The sequence below is a fragment of the Agromyces sp. Leaf222 genome (genome assembly GCF_001421565.1).
Classification (GTDB): domain Bacteria; phylum Actinomycetota; class Actinomycetes; order Actinomycetales; family Microbacteriaceae; genus Agromyces.
Genome location: NZ_LMKQ01000001.1, coordinates 1173644 through 1189511 on the forward strand (window position 1 = coordinate 1173644; position 15868 = coordinate 1189511).

The following is a 15868-nucleotide window of genomic DNA, read 5'->3' on the forward strand; positions in this document are numbered from 1 at the left end:
ATGGCCATCACCGCCGTCGACGCACCGCCGACGCCGATGAAGCCATGGTCGTCTCCTCCCAAGTTGCGTCGCCATGCACTCCGAGCCGGGCACCGGCTCCACGGCATGCGCCGGCGGGGGAGCGTCCGTATCGTTCCGGCATGATGCATCCGTTCGAGGTCGTGGCCGAACCGGTTCGTCGGCGGATCCTCGAGGTCCTGGCGACGGGCCGGCACCCCGTCGGCGTGCTCAACGAGGTCATCGCGGTGGAGTTCGGAGTCTCCCGATCGGCGGTCTCCCATCACCTTCGCATCCTCCGCGCGGTGCGCGCGGTGTCGGTGCTGCCGGATTCCGCCGAGCGGCTGTACGGCCTCGAAGACGATTTCCTGCACCGTTTGGACGCCGCCGTCGGCGAACTCTTCCACCTCTGGGACCACCGGTACGGCTTCGGCTCGGAGCACGCGCCGATCTCCGTGCCCACGCCGCCGCGCACGCCCCACGTCGGGCGTGAGCGGTCCGTGCGCGGTGACCGGCAACGCCCTCATCGCCTCGGTCGCAAGGGTCGACGTGGCGCCGGCCGCGGCGAATCGGCCTCCTGGGAGGGGAGGGAACCTCCCACCTGATCGGCGCCACCCTCGTGGCCGCGGGCTCTCCCGGCCGTCTGGCCGCACCGGCGTGCCTCGTCGAACGAGCCCACCGATTCCGATCCATCTGTGCTCGGAATCGCATATGCCAGTTCCGCCTCATCGATGAGGCGGAACTGGCATATGGGATTCGGAGCGATGAGTACCTGGCCGACGCTCCCATGACGTGCGTGAATCCGCCGGCGCCGCATGGGTCGCCGAGGTCGGTCGGGCCGCAGCATCCGGCCGCGGCATCCCGCCGCCGCACGCGGTCGGTTGGCAGCAATCCGCCGACGTCGCGTTTGTTCAAGACGCGCAGACGCGGCATCCGTAGCGTGACGCAGGTCACCAGAACCCGTCGCGGCGACCCGTCGCGACGCAGACGAGGAGGAGACCATGAGCGACTTCGAGATGACCCTGTACATCGCCGCCGAGCCGCAGCGCGTGTGGGACGCGATCACCGGCGAGGAGGGCAGCCGCGCCGTCATGTGGGGCTCGGCGCTGCGCGGCGAGCTGACCCCGGGCAGCCGCTACGAGTACGTCGGACCCGGGCAGGACGGCGACGAGACCGTGCACGTCTACGGCGAGGTGTTGCAGGCCGAGCCCGGTGCGCTGCTGCAGCTCACCGAGCACCCCGGCCCCACCTATCGCGAGAACCACGCCGAGCTCACGAGCCGCATGACCTGGCGCCTCGAGTCGGCGGCCGAGAACCTCACGAAGCTCACGTTCACGAACGATCAGTGGAGCGACGCCCACCCCGCCGAGGCCGAGACCGAGGGCACGTGGCCCCTCGTGCTCTCGAGCTTCAAGTCGTGGATCGAGACGGGCAGGGCGCTGCCGTTCCCGTCCTGATCGGGCCGTGTGCTGCGCCTGGGCGGCCGGTCGCTGCAGTAGGTTGAGGCGACCACCCGGCGACGACGTCGGAGCCAGGCCGAGCACCAGGGAGCGATCATGCGGCGGATCCTCGACTTCCGGATCGTGCGCTGGGAGTTCAAGGTGCTCTACATCGCGGTCGCGTGGATCGCGGGCGTCGTGATCGTCAACGCGCTCGTCGCGCTCGGCGTACCGCCGCTGATCCTGAACCTCGTCAACCTGCTGACGCTGGCCGTGTCGTTCGCGCTCGCGGTGCGCATCTTCCGCGGGCAGGACGAGCCGGTCGACCCGCCGCGGGCGTGGTGGCGCATGACGGCGTGGCCGACGCTGAGTCGACGGCTCGGCGTGCTGTTCATCGTCGTCGCCGCCATGGGCGTGTTCAGCGTGGCGATCCAGCTCGCCGGCGTGGGCGAGGGCACGGCCGCGCCACGGCTCGATGGTGCGCCCGCCCTCGGCACGACGATCGGCGGCACGATCGAGTCGGCGCTGCTCGCGTACCTCTACCTGAACTCGGCGATGCGCATGAAACGCCTCGGCATCGCGAAGCCCGGGCGCCTGCCGAAGCCCGTCCGACTGACGTAGCGTCGCGGCGTCGCCCGGCGCGCCGCGCTCGCGGCCTGTCGACTCGCCGAGGTGCGTCGCTAGCATTGGCCGCATGGGGGACGACGCGGTCGAGCAGGCACAACAGGCGGCGGCAGCCGCGGCAGAGGCGGCGGCAGCGCTGCAGGCGCAGGCGGCGGAGGCGGTCCGCAGGGCCGAAGAGGCGGCGGCGCTCGCGCAGGCGGCGATCGAGGCCGAGCAGCAGGCGACGGATGCCGCGGCGAACGCGTCGCCGGAGGCATCCGGGGATTCCGACGCCCCCTCCGACCCGCCCGCCGCCGGCGCCACCCCCGCAGGGCCGCTCGACGCCGACGGCGTCGCCGGCATCCGCTCCGGGTACGCGTTCGAGGGCGCCGCGCTCGAGATGGGCGCCCTCGTGAACGGCGAGGCCATGCCCGACGTGCAGGTGCGCATCCCGCTCGCCATGACGAACCGGCACGGGCTCGTCGCGGGCGCCACCGGCACGGGCAAGACGCGCACGCTCCAGGTGCTCGCCGAGCAGCTCGCCGCCAACGGCGTCGCCGTGTTCGCCGCCGACATCAAGGGTGATCTGTCGGGCATCGCGACGCCGGGTGAGGGCAACGAGAAGCTGCTGAAGCGCACCGCCGGCATCGGGCAGGCGTGGGAGGCGGCATCCTTCCCCGTGGAGTTCTTCTCGCTCGGCGGCATCGGCAAGGGCGTGCCGATCCGGGCGACCGTCGCCGGCTTCGGACCGCTGCTGCTCAGCAAGGTGCTCGGCCTGAACGACACGCAGGAGTCGAGCCTCGGCCTGGTCTTCCACTACGCCGAGAACCAGGGGCTCGCGCTCCTCGACCTCGAAGACCTGCGCGCCGTGCTGCAGTACCTCACGAGCGCCGAGGGCAAGGGCGAGCTCGACGGACTCGGCGGGCTCTCGAAGGCCACGGTCGGCGTGATCCTGCGCGAGCTCGTCGCCTTCGCCGAGTCGGGCGCCGACGTGTTCTTCGGCGAACCCGAGATCGACACCGCGGAGTTCCTGCGGGTGGCATCCGACGGGCGCGGCATCGTGAGCCTGCTCGAGGTGCCGGGCGTCGCCGACAAGCCGGCGCTGTACTCGACCTTCCTGATGTGGCTGCTCGCCGACCTCTTCAACGACCTGCCCGAGGTCGGCGACCTCGACAAGCCGAAGCTCGTGTTCTTCTTCGACGAGGCGCACCTGCTCTTCGCCGACGCCTCGAAGGACTTCCTGCAGCAGGTCGTGCAGACGGTGCGCCTGATCCGCTCGAAGGGCGTCGGCATCTTCTTCGTCACCCAGACGCCGAAGGACGTGCCGGGCGACGTGCTCGCGCAGCTCGGCTCGCGCGTGCAGCACCAGCTGCGGGCCTTCACGCCCGACGACGCGAAGGCGCTGCGGGCCACCGTGTCGACCTACCCGAAGTCGGGCTACGCCCTCGAGGAGGTCCTCACCTCGCTCGGCACGGGCGAGGCGATCGTCACCGTGATGAACGAGAAGGGCGCCCCGTCGCCCGTCGCCTGGACGCGGCTGCGCGCCCCGCAGGCCCTCATGTCTCCCACGACGGATGCCGCGATCGACGCCGCAGTGGCGGCTTCGCCGCTGCAGGCGAGGTACGGCACGGCCGTCGACCGCGAGTCCGCGCACGAGATCCTCACCGCGAAGATGAACGCCGTGGCGGCCGCGGCGCAGGCCGCCGAGGACGCCGCCGCGAAGGCGAAGTCCGACGCGGAGCTCGCGAAGCAGCAGGCCGCCGTCGAGCAGCAGCGTGCGAAGGAGGAGAAGGCCGCGCAGGCCGAGTACGACCGCATGATGAAGCGCACCTCCGGCACGGCGGGCGGTTCGGGCGGTTCGGGCGGCTCGCGGTCGGGCTCGTCGCGGAGCACGGGCACCTCCCGCGGAAAGGACGCCTCGGTGCTCGAGCAGGTGCTGGGATCCAAGGCCACACGCGATGTGCTGACGAGCGTCGTACAGGGCATCTTCGGCACGCGGCGTCGGCGGTGAGCGTCGGCCACGGCGCCGCAGGTCCGGGTCCGACGGATGGCGTAGGCTCACCGTTCGTGCCCGTCGAGTCGTCCGCTTCCTCCGAGTCCGCAGAGTCCGCCGAGGCGCGGCATCCGTTCATCCGGGGCTACCGGCCCGAAGACCGGGCCGACGTCGCGCGGATCTGCCTGCTCACCGCGTCGGGCGGCGGCGACGCGACCGGGGTGTACTCCGACGACTCGCTGATGCCGGAGGTCTTCGCTCTGCCCTACGTGACGTACGCGCCCGACCTCGCGTTCGTCGTCGACGACGGGGCCGGGCGTGCGGTCGGCTACATCATCGGCGTCGCCGACACCGCGGACTTCATCGACTGGTGGAAGCGCGAGTGGACCCCCGGCTTCACGTCGCGGCATCCGTCGCCCGGCGCCGCCACCTCGCACGCCCCGAAGTTCACCGAGGCCGACCTGCTGAAGGCGGGCGCAGACCCGGAGCGCATGCGCATCGCCGAACTGGGGGAGTTCCCCGCGCACCTGCACATCGACCTGCTGCCCGAGCTGCAGGGCAAGGGCTTCGGACGCCGACTCATCGACACGCTGCGCGACGCGCTCGCCGAACGGGGCGTTCCGGGCGTGCACCTCAGCATGGACCCGAACAACACGAACGCACGGGCGTTCTACGACCGACTCGGGTTCCACGAGCTCGCCGCGCACAAGCCGAGCTCGCCGCTGCTCGGCATCGCGACGGCCCGCTAGATCCTGCCGCTCAGCGCGTGAGCGACCGGCGCTCGAACCAGTAGAGCAGGTTCGGGTCGGTCTCGCGCAGCTCGGCGAGGGTCACGGGCTCGGTGCGCACGACCTCCTCGACGTCGAGGATCTTCGCGACGCGGTCCATGCTCGAGGTGTTCCAGAACCGGCCGCGCATGCGGAACACGCCGCGGCCCGCGCGGTTCACGACGAACAGTTCCTGCGTGGTGTCGAGGCTGCTGCCGCGGTAGAGCTGGATGCGCAGCACGGTCGCGATGTCGCTCGCGGCCACCGTGTAGGTGCCGCCGAAGAAGCCGCGCTCGACGATGCCGTACCGGCTCACCGAGGCCTGCGTGCGCTGGTACGAGATCCAGGCGGTCACGAGCAGCGCGGCGATGATCGCGCCGGCCCACGCGACGACCGACCAGGCGCCGGTCGGATCGAGCACCCACAGCTGCGTCGCCAGGATCGGCAGCACGAGCGCCGCGATCGAGAACCCGATGTTGCGGCCGAGGGTGCGACGCGGCCTCAGGGTATACACCCTGAGGCCGTCGCCCCTTACTGCCCCGGCCACGATGGAGGAGCCCCCTGCGTCCCCACTCCGTGTATCCACCTTCGCCGCTGACATCTCTGAAATCATCCGGGAGGGGCGCCCCTTCGCGCTATTCGGCATTAATGAGGACACGGATGCCGCGGCGCGCCGTCCGGCCATATGCTGACCCGATGTCGACCGCCGATGCCGCCCCGAATCACGCCCGCGTCGGGGCAGCTGAGGTGTTCCTCATCACCGGCGTCATGGCGGCCGGCAAGTCCACCGTGGCGCAGGTGCTCGCCGGGCGGCTGCCGTACGCCGCGCACGTTCGCGGCGACGGATTCCGGCGCATGCTCGTCTCGGGCCGTGCCGAGATGTCGAATCCGCTGAGTCCGGCGGCCGAGGCGCAACTCGAGCTGCGGCATCGCCTCGCGGCGACCGTCGCCGACGCCTATGCCGACGCCGGCATCTCGGCGGTCGTCCAGGACCTCTACCTCGGCGAGGACCTCGAACGCATGGTCGGCCGGATCTGCCATCGTCCGCTCTCGGTGATCGTGCTCGCCCCGCGGCCGGACGTCGTCGAGGCGCGCGAGGCGTCGCGCCCGAAGCGCGGTTACGGCGACTGGTCCGTTGCCGACTTCGACGCCGCGCTGCGCGAGACGCCCCGGCTCGGCCTCTGGATCGACTCGTCGGAGCTCAGCGTCGAGGCGACGGTCGACCTCATCCTCGAGCGACGGGCCGAGGCGCGCGTCTCCGACGGCTGATCGGCGACCCGCGCGGGACCCACGCCGGCGGAATGCGAATCGGCCCGATCGCGAGGCGATCGGGCCGTTCGGGTGGTGCTGGCGGAGGATGGGGGATTCGAACCCCGGATGAGCGCTGTGCGTCACCCGGAATTCGTTTCCCTCTTCTGCGGAGGATGGGGATTCGAACCCCGGATGAGCGCTGTGCGTCACCCGGAATTCGTTTCCCTCTTCTGCGGAGGATGGGGGATTCGAACCCCCGAGGGCTTGCACCCAACACGCTTTCCAAGCGTGCGCCATAGGCCACTAGGCGAATCCTCCTGATGACCCCTCACGCACCCGCCAGAGCCCGGTTACCCTTGCTGCGTTTCCGCCCTGGGGGAGTTGGCCTGGATGGCGCCACGTGAGGAGCCTCGGACAGTCTACCCGAGCCGCGGGGCCGAATTGGACGCGAGCTCCGGATGCCGCGCCGCGAGGTACGCGTCGAACGCCTCGCGGCTCGTCTTGGCGGGCGTGTAGCCGAGCACGCGCTTGAGGCGCGCGTTGTCGAGCACGGGGCGGTACTGCAGGAACCCGACGCGGTTCGCGTCGTGCACGGTGAGCCGCAGGGCGTGTCCGACGCGGAGCGCGCCGGCGAGCAGCCCGGGCGAGAGCTCGAGCGTCGGTGTGCCGAACGCCTCGGCGATCTCGCTGACGGTGACCCTGCCGTCGCCGGCCACGTTGAACGCCCCAGTCACGTCACCGGTCGCGCCCTGCACGATGGCGCCCACGACGTCGTCGACCCAGATGAACACGAACGGGCTCTCGGAGCCGCGGATCTTCAGGATGCGCCGGCCCTCCCAGAGCGCCGTGATCTGGTTCGACACCGACGGGCCGAGGATCGTGCCGATGCGCAGCACGACCTGGCCGAGCTCGGGGTGCTCGGCGCGGTAGGCGGCGAGCATCTCCTCGACGAGGCGCTTGTGCCGCGAGTAGCTGAACGCCTCGTTGCCGCGGATCGCGTCGTCTTCGGTGAGCCACTCGGGGCTGTCGGCGTGGTAGCCGTACGCGGCGCCCGACGACGAGACGACGATGCGCGTCACGCCGTTGGCGACGGCCGCGTCGAGCACGTTGCGGGTGCCGTCGACGTCGACGCGGCGCTCGACCTCCTCGCTGAGGCCGCCCGGGTTCACGATGGCGGCGAGGTGCACGATCGTGTCGATCGCGTGGCGTTCGACCACTGCGGCCACCGTCGGGGCATCCGTCACGTCGCAGGTCTCGACGACGACGCCGTCGGGGGCGGATGCCGCGGGCGGCCGTACGTCGCCCGAGACGACGAGCTCGACGCCGGGGTGGGCGGCGAGGGCGCGCACGGCGTTGGATCCGAGGAAGCCGCTGCCGCCGGTGACGAGCATGCGCCTCATGCGGAGGCCTCGGGGCGGGCGCCGTCGACCGGCGCCTCGACGGGCGAGCTGACGGGCGAGCCGCCGACCGGGCCGCCGTCGGCGCCCGCCTCGCCCGACGTCTCGGCCGCGTGCGACGCCGCCCACGCGGCATCCGCCTTGCGCGTGACGCGGGCCCAGGCCGTCGCCAGCAGGAGGCCGGCGATGATGTCCCAGATGCCCCACCAGCCGGCGACGATCGCCATGCCGCCGATGCCGCCGAAGAACGTGAACACGAGGCCCAGCCCGAGGCCGGCGTTGCGGATGCCGACCTCGAACGTGATCGCCTTGCGCTCCCGGCTCGGCAGGCCGCCGATGCGGGCGCTCGCGTAGCCGAGGCCGAGCGCGATCGCATCGTGCAGGAACACGGCGACGAGCACGACGCCGATGTACGCCATGAAGACCGCCCAGTTGCCGATGAGCGCGATCGCGATGAAGCCGACGAGGGCGGCGAGGCTGATCCAGCGGGCGTACGGCTGCACGCGCTTCGCGAACCGCGGCCACCTGGCGCGGATCAGGAGCCCGGCGAAGAACGGCAGGCCGATGATGAGGAAGATCTCGAGCAGCATCTGCCAGCCGTTCAGGCTCACGGTGCGCACGAGCTCGGACGCCGTCGGGTGGATGCTGCCCCAGAACACGACGCTGATCGGCAGGATGAAGATGTAGAGCACGTTCGCGACGGCCGTCATCGACACCGAGAGCGCGACGTTGCCGCGCGAGCGGTAGGTGAGCACCTGCGAGATGTTGCCCGGCGGGCAGCACGCCACGAGGATCATGCCGAGCGCGATCGAAGCCTGCACGTTCAGCAGCAGCGTGAGCCCGAAGGTCACGGCGGGCAGCAGGATGATCTGCGCGAGCATCGCGATGATCATGGCCTTCGGCGCCTTGAGCACGGCCTTGAAGTCCGACGGCGCGGTGTCGAGCGCGATGCCGAACATGATGAACCCGAGCACGATGTTCAGGGCGACCATCGAGCCGGGCGTGAAGTTCAGGACGACGTCGTCGATGTTCATGCGCGTGCCTCCTGGGCGGTGGTCGAGCTGATCGAGGCGGAGGGGGCGGATGCCGCGGGCAGCGTGCCGAGCAGCTTCTTCACGGTGCGCCGGTAGGCGTCCTTGTTGACGTAGTACGACATGCGCTCGAGCCCGAGGTACCGGTAGCCGCCGCTGAGGTCGGGCCACGCGGCATCCGCTCGGGATCGGAACGCGGCCGCGGTCTCCGGGGCGTCGCGCACCGCGGCGAGGTAGGCGGCGATGAGTTCCGCCTGCTCGAAGCGGCCCTGCCAGCCGATGCCCGACGCCTCGATCATGCCGAGCACGAAGAGCCCGTTGAACGACGGCGGGAACATGTTGAGGAAGAGCTCGGGCGAGGCCTTCGTCCAGTTCAGGTGCGCGCGATCCACGAACGGGTAGTCGAGGTGGTAGCCCGTCGCGAGCATGACGAGGTCGTACTCGCCCGAGGTGCCGTCTGCGAAGTGCACCGTGCTGCCGTCGAAGCGGTCGATGTCGGGCACGATGCGCAGGTCGCCCTGACCGAGGTGGTTCAGGATCAGCGTGTTCACGATCGGGTGCGACTCGTAGATCTTGTAGTCGGGCTTCGGGAACCCGAACCGCACCGGGTCGCCGGTGAACGCCTGCAGGACGCGCTTGTCGATGAACTGCTTGATCGGCGCGGGCAGCGGGCGGCCCTGGTTCAGGGTGTCCGACGGCTTGCCGAAGAGGTAGCGGGGCACGAAGTAGTAGCCGCGACGAACGGACATGTCGACGGATGCCGCGTGGTGCACCGCGTCGACCGCGATGTCGCAGCCCGAGTTGCCGGCGCCGATGATGAGCACGCGCTTGCCGTCGAACACCTTCGGCGACTTGTAGGCGCTCGTGTGCATGATCTCGCCCGAGAACTCGCCGCGGAAGGCCGGAAGGTTCGGCTCGGCGAGGGTGCCGTTGGCGAGCACCACGGCCGAGTACTCGCCCGTCGTCTCGCCGCCGGGGCCGGTCGAGGTCACGAGCCAGCCGCTCGCGCCGGTCGCGTCGCCGTCGACGGGCTCGACCTTCGTCACGCGCGTGCCGAAGCTGAAGTGCCGGCGGAGCCCGAACTCGTCGGCGTAGTCGCCGAAGTACCCGAGGAGCTCGCGGTGGCTCGGGTAGTCGGCGGTCGAGCGCATCGGGAACTCGGCGAACTCGGTCGTCGTGCGGCTCGAGATGAGGTGCGCCGACTCGTACATGGTCGAACGCGGGTTGTCGATGTTCCAGAGGCCGCCGACGTCGGGGCCGGCCTCGAATCCGTGGAAGGGGATGCCGGCGCGGCTGAGCGCGCGGGCGCCTGCGAGGCCGGAGGGGCCCGCTCCGATGAGGGCGATGGGGTTCACTGGTGGTTCCTGTGCTGGATGCGGACCGCTGGGGGAGACGGCCCGGCCGTGGGGCCGACCCAGCATAAGCGAAGCCTGCTCGGTTCTCTGCACACGCTCTCACGCGGCTCGGGAGGGCGCTCGCGGGAGACTCCCAGTCCGCTTCGGGGCCCCGCCCAATAGGCTTGCAGGGTGGCGCACGGGATCTACATCTGCTCGGCCGAAGGCAACACCGGAAAGTCGACGGTCGCCCTCGGGGTGCTCGACACCCTGACCAGGCGCGCGACGCGCGTCGGCGTCTTCCGGCCCATCGCGAGGTCGATCGACGAGCGCGACTACGTGCTCGACCTGCTGCTCGCGCACGACGCGGTCGTGCCCCTCGCCTACGACGAGGCCATCGGGGTCGACTACGACGCCGTGCACGCCGACCCCGAGGGCGCGCTCGCCGAGATCGTGCGCCGCTACAAGGCCATCGAGCACCGCTGCGACGCGGTCGTGATCCTCGGCTCCGACTTCACGGATGTCGGCAGCCCCACCGAGCTGGCCTACAACGCCCGCATCGCGGCGAACCTCGCCGCCCCCGTGCTGCTCGTGCTCGGCGGCCGCGTCGGCGGCGGGCGCCAGCGCGCCGAGCACCTCGGGCAGGCCGAGGCGCGCACGCCAGACGACGTCGCCCAGCTCGCCGACCTCGCGGTCGAAGAACTCGCGCGCGAGCACTCCACGCTGCTCGGCGTCGTCGTCAACCGCGCCGACGGCGATCGGCTCGACGAGATCGTCGCAGCCGTGCAGCCCGTCATGAAGCGCGTGCCCGCCCACGAGGCGGCCGGTCGAGACGCCGAGGGCGCGGCATCCGTCGCCGTCTGGGCGATCCCCGAAGACCAGGTGCTCGTGGCGCCGTCGGTGCGCTCGATCATGGAGGCCGTCGACGGCGAGCTCGCAACCGGCGACCCCGACCTGCTCGACCGCGAGGCCCTCGGCGTCGTCATCGCCGCGATGTCGATGGAGAACGTGCTCACGCGCCTCATCGAGGGTTCGATCGTGATCATCCCGGCCGATCGCAGCGAGGTGCTGCTCGGCGTGCTGACCGCGCACGCGTCGGCGAACTTCCCGTCGATCTCGGGCATCGTGCTCGTGGGCGGGTTCCCGCTCTCCGAGCAGGTCGAGCGGCTCGTCGAGGGCCTGCGAGCCGGCCTGCCGATCATCCGCACGACGCTCGGCAGCTACGACACGGCGGTCGCGATCACCCAGACCCGAGGGCGGCTCGCCGCCGAGTCGCAGCGCAAGCGCGACACCGCGCTCTCGCTCTTCGAGAAGCACGTCGACGGCCAGGCCCTGCTCGACCTGCTCGACGTGGCCGCGCCCGAGGTCGTGACCCCGCTCATGTTCGAGTACGGCCTGCTCGAGCGCGCCCGCAGCGCCCGCAAGCACATCGTGCTGCCAGAGGGTTACGACGACCGCGTGCTGCGCGCCGCGGCGACCCTGCTCGCGCGCGACGTCGCCGACCTCACGATCCTCGGCGAGGAGATCGAGGTGCGCTCGCGAGCGATCGGCCTCGGCCTCGACCTCTCCCGCGCCACGGTGCTCTCCAACCACGACTTCGTGCACGTCGCCCGCTTCGCCGAGGAGTACCAGAAGCGCCGTGCGCACAAGGGCATCACGCTCGAGCAGGCCCGCGACACCGTGCAGGACGTCTCGTACTTCGGCACGATGATGGTCGAGCTCGGACTCGCCGACGGCATGGTGTCGGGGGCCGTCCACACGACGGCCCACACCATCCGCCCGTCCTTCGAGATCGTGAAGACGAAGCCGGGCGTCGAGGTGGTCTCGAGCGTGTTCCTCATGGCGCTCGCCGATCGCGTGCTCGTCTACGGCGACTGCGCCGTGGTTCCCGACCCGACCGCCGAGCAGCTCGCCGACATCGCGATCTCGTCGGCGCGCACGGCCGCGCAGTTCGGCATCGAGCCGCGCGTGGCGATGCTCTCGTACTCGACCGGCGAGTCCGGCACGGGCGCCGACGTCGACAAGGTGCGGCGGGCCACCGAGCTCGTGCGCGAGCGCGCGCCCGAGCTCGCGGTCGAGGGGCCGATCCAGTACGACGCCGCGGCCGACGCGGCGGTCGCGCGCACGAAGCTCCCCGAGTCGGATGTCGCGGGGCGGGCGACCGTGTTCATCTTCCCCGACCTCAACACGGGCAACAACACGTACAAGGCCGTGCAGCGCTCGGCCGGGGCGGTCGCGATCGGGCCCGTGCTGCAGGGCCTCAAGAAGCCGGTGAACGACCTCTCGAGAGGGGCACTCGTGCAGGACATCGTGAACACCGTGGCGATCACGGCGATCCAGGCGGCCGACGCGTCATGAGCATCGTGCTCGTCGTCAACTCGGGTTCCTCGTCGCTCAAGTACCAGCTGCTCGACGTCGAGACGGGGCATCCGCTCGCCAGTGGACTGGTCGAGCGCATCGGCACGACCGACGGGCACGTGAAGCACACGGCCTCCGCGCCCGGTGCCGCCGAGCCGTCGGTGTGGGATGCCGCGGTCGACGCACCAGACCACGACGCCGCCTTCGCGGTCATGCTCGAGGCGTTCGCATCGCACGGGCCCTCGCTCGAGCAGCACGCGCCGGTCGCGGTCGGGCACCGGGTCGTGCAGGGCGGAGCCCGGTTCTTCGAGCCGACCGTCATCACCGAGCTCGTGAAGATCAACATCGACGAGCTCTCGGTGCTCGCGCCGTTGCACAACCCCGCGAACCTGGCCGGCATCCGCGCGGCCGAGCGGGCGTTCCCCGACGTGCCGCACATCGCCGTCTTCGACACGGCCTTCCACCAGACGATGCCGCCCGCCGCGTACACCTACGCGATCGACCGCGCGCTCGCCGAGAAGCACCGCGTGCGCCGCTACGGGTTCCACGGCACGTCGCACCGGTTCGTGTCGCGTGCGGCGGCCGAGTTCCTCGGGCGCCCGGTCGAGGAGCTGCGGCTGATCGTGCTGCACCTCGGCAACGGGGCATCGGCGTGCGCGGTCGCCGAGGGGCGATCGGTCGACACGAGCATGGGCATGACCCCGCTCGAGGGGCTCGTCATGGGCACGCGCTCGGGCGACATCGACCCCGCGGTGCTGCTGCACCTCCAGCGCAGGGCCTCGCTCGATGCCGACGCGACCGACCGGCTGCTGAACTCGCAGAGCGGCATCCTCGGCCTCAGCGGCCACGCCGACATGCGCGACCTCGAGGCCGCGCGTCAGGCCGGCGACGAGGCATCCGTCATCGCGTTCGACGTCTACACGCACCGCTTGCGCTCGTACGTCGGCGCCTACGCGGCACAGCTCGGTCGCGTCGACGCGATCGTGTTCACGGCCGGCGTCGGCGAGAACTCGGCGACCGTGCGCGGCGCGGCGCTCGCCGGACTCGAGGGCTTCGGCGTCGAGATCGACGAGGAGCGCAACGCGTCGCGCGAGCGCGGCGCCCGCCGCATCTCGACCGACGCGTCGCGCACGGCGGTGCTCGTGGTGCCGACGAACGAGGAGCTCGAGATCGCGCGGCAGGCGCTCGAGGTCGTGCTGGGCTGACGCGCGGCGCACCGCCGCACTGCGGCTCCCACCGCGCGCCCACTGCGCGTACCGCTGCGCACCGCCGCCGGTGACGCCGTGCGTACCGCCGGGCGTACCGCCGGGCGTAGCGCCGGGCGTACCGCCGTGCGTAGCGCCGGGCGTGAAATTCAGGAGATTCGGCGCCATGGGCGCTGTGGGGCGCGCATGATGCCGGATTTCCTGAGTTTCCTGGTGACGACGGACGGACTGACTGACTGACTTCGGGGACCCCTTCTGCAAGAAATGTTGTGCAAGAACTCTTGCTGATCTAGCATGGCGAGCATGGACACTCCCGCACCCGACGCGGCCGCTTCCGCCGGTACCCCTGCCAGCAGCCCCGTCGAGGGTGCCGGCCCGGCCGATCGGCGCATCGGCCTGCACGACGCCGGCTCGATGCGGGCCCTCGCGCACCCGCTGCGCCTCCGCATCCTCGGGCTGTTGAGGGCCGGAGGCCCGCACTCGGTCGGCATGCTCGTCGAGGCCACCGGCGCGGCATCCGGATCGATCAGCTACCACCTGGGCACGCTCGCCAAGCACGGCTTCGTCGTGCCGGCGCCCGAGCGCGAGCGCGACGGTCGCGAGCGCTGGTGGAAGTCCGCGCACGAGATGACCGTGATGCACGCCGAGGAGTTCCTCGGCGACCCCGATCGGCGCGAGGCGTCCGAGGCGATGCGGCGCACCGTGCTCGAGTCCTACCACCGCGAGCTGCTCGACGCGCTCGACGCCGAGATCGCGCTCGAACCCGAGTGGGTCGCCGCGTCCGACTCGAGCGACGGCGGTGCGCGCCTCTCGATCGACGAGATGCGCGAGCTCGCGGCCGAGCTCGATGCCGTCCACGAGAAGTGGTGGGCGCTCGGCCGCGGTCGCGAGCCCGAGCCCGACACGCGCCTCGTGCGGTGGATCACGCACGTGTTCCCGCGGAGCGGGTCGTGAGCGGCGAATCGGGCGCGGCATCCGCCGGTTCGGTCGCGGCCGACGAACCGGAGGCATCGGCCGGCCCTGCCCGGGAAACGGCAGCCGACTCCGCATCGCCGGCCGGAGACGTGCCGGCCGACGGCCCGGCGGTGGAGCCGCGCCGTCGCCTGCCGATCCTCGCGCTGTTCGCGGCGCAGTTCTTCTCGCTCGCCGGCAACGCCATCGCTCTCATCGCGATCCCGATCATTGCGCTGCAACAGACCGGATCCCCGCTCGCCGCGGGCGTCGCCGGCGTCTTCGCCACCGTGCCGCTCGTGATCGGCGGCGCGCTCGGCGGCGTGCTCGTCGACCGCTTCGGGTACCGCCTCTCGAGCATCGTCGCCGACGTCGCGAGCGGCGTCACGGTCATCGCGATCCCGATCCTCGCGGCCACGATCGGGCTGCACTTCGGCGTGCTGCTCGCCCTCGTCTTCCTCGGCGGGCTCCTCGACCCGCCGGGCGACACGGCGAAGACCGTGCTCGTTCCCGATCTCGCAGCCCTCGCGCGGATGCCACTGGCTCGCGCCGCCGGCGTGCAGTCGACCGTGCAGCGCACCGCCTCGATGATCGGGGCCGGCATCGCCGGCGTGGCCGTGGCGCTCGCCGGGCCGATGCCGGCGCTCGTGTTCGATGCGGCCGGATTCCTCGTCTCCGCGGCGCTGGTGCTCGCATTCGTGCCGAGCGCGGCGGCGGCCCGGTCGTCGTCGCCGGCCGAGGCACTGGATGATTCCGGCGCCGCTTCAGGTGCTGACTCGCCCGAACCCGAGGCGACGAAGGGCGGCTTCGTCGCCGGCATCCGCTTCATGCTGCACTCGCCGTTGCTGCTCGCGGTCGTGCTGCTCGTGACGCTGACGAACGCGATCGATGCCGCGGGCATCACCGTGCTGAAGCCCGTCTATGCGACCGAGGTGCTCGGCGAGGCCGGGCTGCTGGGCGGAATGGTCGCATGCTTCGCGGCCGGCGCGCTCACCGGGTCGGCCGTGTTCGGCTGGGTGGGGCATCGCCGTTCGGGGCGCGGGCTGTTCGCGACCTGCTTCATGCTCGCGGGCGCGCCGCCGTACCTCGCGATGGCGGCGGGGGTGCCGCTGCCCGTGCTGCTCGCGGTGCTGCTCTGCTCGGGTCTCGCGGCCGGCATGCTCAACCCGATGATCGCCACGGCCATGTACCGGCAGGTGCCCGACGGCATGCGGGCCAGGGTGTTCGGCGCGATGACGGCCGGCGTCGCGGCGTCGATGCCGCTCGGCGCGCTGGTCGGCGGGTTCGCCGTCGAGCAGGTCGGCCTCACGCCGACGCTCATCGGCGCCGGCTGCCTCTACCTCGTGCTCGGTGCGAGTCCGCTGTTCATCCGGGCGTTCGCGGGCCTCGCCGCCGCCGCCGGCGGCACCGCCGTCACCGCCGCGGACGATGACGCGCCAGTCGATGCGGCGCGCCGAGGCGCCGACGCCGAGCGGTCGCGTTCTGCGGCTTCCGACCCGCGCGAACCGGCAGAACGAGACTACTCGCGGTAGCGCGACGGCA

General features: G+C 71.5%; 15 protein-coding genes, 1 tRNA gene and 1 other RNA gene. 11 read left to right on the top strand and 6 right to left on the bottom strand.

The window, feature by feature from the left end:
• The first annotated feature begins 44 nt into the window (after positions 1–44).
• The 6 genes from ASE68_RS20515 to ASE68_RS05145 all read left to right on the top strand — a co-directional run bounded on the left by ASE68_RS20515 (position 45) and on the right by ASE68_RS05145 (position 4781).
• Positions 45–602 carry a helix-turn-helix transcriptional regulator gene (locus ASE68_RS20515; RefSeq protein WP_082462025.1) on the top strand — a complete coding sequence of 186 codons (558 nt, stop codon included), beginning with the start codon at positions 45–47 and terminating at the stop codon, positions 600–602.
• A 187-nt stretch (positions 603–789) separates the two neighbouring features.
• Positions 790–936 (top strand): hypothetical protein, encoded by a 147-nt coding sequence (locus ASE68_RS20130; RefSeq protein ID WP_157421551.1) that lies wholly within the window; start codon positions 790–792, stop codon positions 934–936.
• Positions 937–998: 62 nt separating this feature from the next.
• Positions 999–1454 (top strand): SRPBCC domain-containing protein, encoded by a 456-nt coding sequence (locus tag ASE68_RS05130; protein ID WP_157421552.1) that lies wholly within the window; start codon positions 999–1001, stop codon positions 1452–1454.
• A 99-nt stretch (positions 1455–1553) separates the two neighbouring features.
• The gene (locus ASE68_RS05135) at positions 1554–2057 is read left to right on the top strand and encodes a hypothetical protein (RefSeq protein WP_055855793.1); all 504 of its coding nucleotides are present in this window, start codon (positions 1554–1556) and stop codon (positions 2055–2057) included.
• Positions 2058–2130: 73 nt separating this feature from the next.
• Positions 2131–4050 carry a helicase HerA-like domain-containing protein gene (locus tag ASE68_RS05140; RefSeq protein ID WP_055855796.1) on the top strand — a complete coding sequence of 640 codons (1920 nt, stop codon included), beginning with the start codon at positions 2131–2133 and terminating at the stop codon, positions 4048–4050.
• A 56-nt stretch (positions 4051–4106) separates the two neighbouring features.
• The gene (locus ASE68_RS05145) at positions 4107–4781 is read left to right on the top strand and encodes an N-acetyltransferase (protein WP_055855799.1); all 675 of its coding nucleotides are present in this window, start codon (positions 4107–4109) and stop codon (positions 4779–4781) included.
• 10 nt (positions 4782–4791) lie between these two features.
• On the opposite strand, the gene ASE68_RS05150 is transcribed toward ASE68_RS05145, so the two are convergent.
• A complete protein-coding gene (locus tag ASE68_RS05150; RefSeq protein WP_055855802.1) occupies positions 4792–5313 on the bottom strand; it encodes a hypothetical protein in 522 nt (173 codons plus the stop codon).
• A 182-nt stretch (positions 5314–5495) separates the two neighbouring features.
• Here ASE68_RS05150 and ASE68_RS05155 point away from each other — a divergent pair, with 182 nt between their 5' ends.
• A complete protein-coding gene (locus ASE68_RS05155; RefSeq protein WP_055855805.1) occupies positions 5496–6068 on the top strand; it encodes an AAA family ATPase in 573 nt (190 codons plus the stop codon).
• A 215-nt stretch (positions 6069–6283) separates the two neighbouring features.
• Here ASE68_RS05155 and ASE68_RS05160 read toward each other — a convergent pair.
• The 5 genes from ASE68_RS05160 to ASE68_RS05175 form a co-directional block, all read right to left on the bottom strand.
• A tRNA-Ser gene (locus ASE68_RS05160) sits at positions 6284–6368 on the bottom strand.
• Positions 6367–6463, bottom strand: an RNA gene (gene ffs, locus ASE68_RS19775) — signal recognition particle sRNA small type. Before ffs ends, ASE68_RS05160 begins: the two co-directional genes overlap by 2 nt.
• A 6-nt stretch (positions 6464–6469) precedes the next feature.
• Positions 6470–7450 (bottom strand): NAD-dependent epimerase/dehydratase family protein, encoded by a 981-nt coding sequence (locus ASE68_RS05165; RefSeq protein ID WP_055855809.1) that lies wholly within the window; start codon positions 7448–7450, stop codon positions 6470–6472.
• Positions 7447–8481, bottom strand: coding sequence for a bile acid:sodium symporter family protein (locus tag ASE68_RS05170; RefSeq protein ID WP_082462026.1), 1035 nt, complete (start codon positions 8479–8481; stop codon positions 7447–7449). Before ASE68_RS05170 ends, ASE68_RS05165 begins: the two co-directional genes overlap by 4 nt.
• Entirely contained in the window at positions 8478–9833 is a 1356-nt protein-coding gene (locus tag ASE68_RS05175) for an NAD(P)/FAD-dependent oxidoreductase (RefSeq protein ID WP_055855812.1), read from the bottom strand. The genes ASE68_RS05170 and ASE68_RS05175 overlap by 4 nt, the downstream gene beginning before the upstream one ends.
• A 171-nt stretch (positions 9834–10004) precedes the next feature.
• On the opposite strand from ASE68_RS05175, the gene pta reads away from it, so the two are divergent.
• The 4 genes from pta (at position 10005) to ASE68_RS05195 (ending at position 15858) form a co-directional block, all read left to right on the top strand.
• Entirely contained in the window at positions 10005–12170 is a 2166-nt protein-coding gene (pta, locus tag ASE68_RS05180) for a phosphate acetyltransferase (protein ID WP_055855815.1), read from the top strand.
• A complete protein-coding gene (locus ASE68_RS05185; RefSeq protein ID WP_055855819.1) occupies positions 12167–13375 on the top strand; it encodes an acetate/propionate family kinase in 1209 nt (402 codons plus the stop codon). Before pta ends, ASE68_RS05185 begins: the two co-directional genes overlap by 4 nt.
• A 303-nt stretch (positions 13376–13678) precedes the next feature.
• A complete protein-coding gene (locus tag ASE68_RS05190; protein WP_055855822.1) occupies positions 13679–14329 on the top strand; it encodes a helix-turn-helix transcriptional regulator in 651 nt (216 codons plus the stop codon).
• Positions 14326–15858 carry an MFS transporter gene (locus ASE68_RS05195; RefSeq protein WP_055855825.1) on the top strand — a complete coding sequence of 511 codons (1533 nt, stop codon included), beginning with the start codon at positions 14326–14328 and terminating at the stop codon, positions 15856–15858. Before ASE68_RS05190 ends, ASE68_RS05195 begins: the two co-directional genes overlap by 4 nt.
• Positions 15859–15868: the final 10 nt, after the last annotated feature.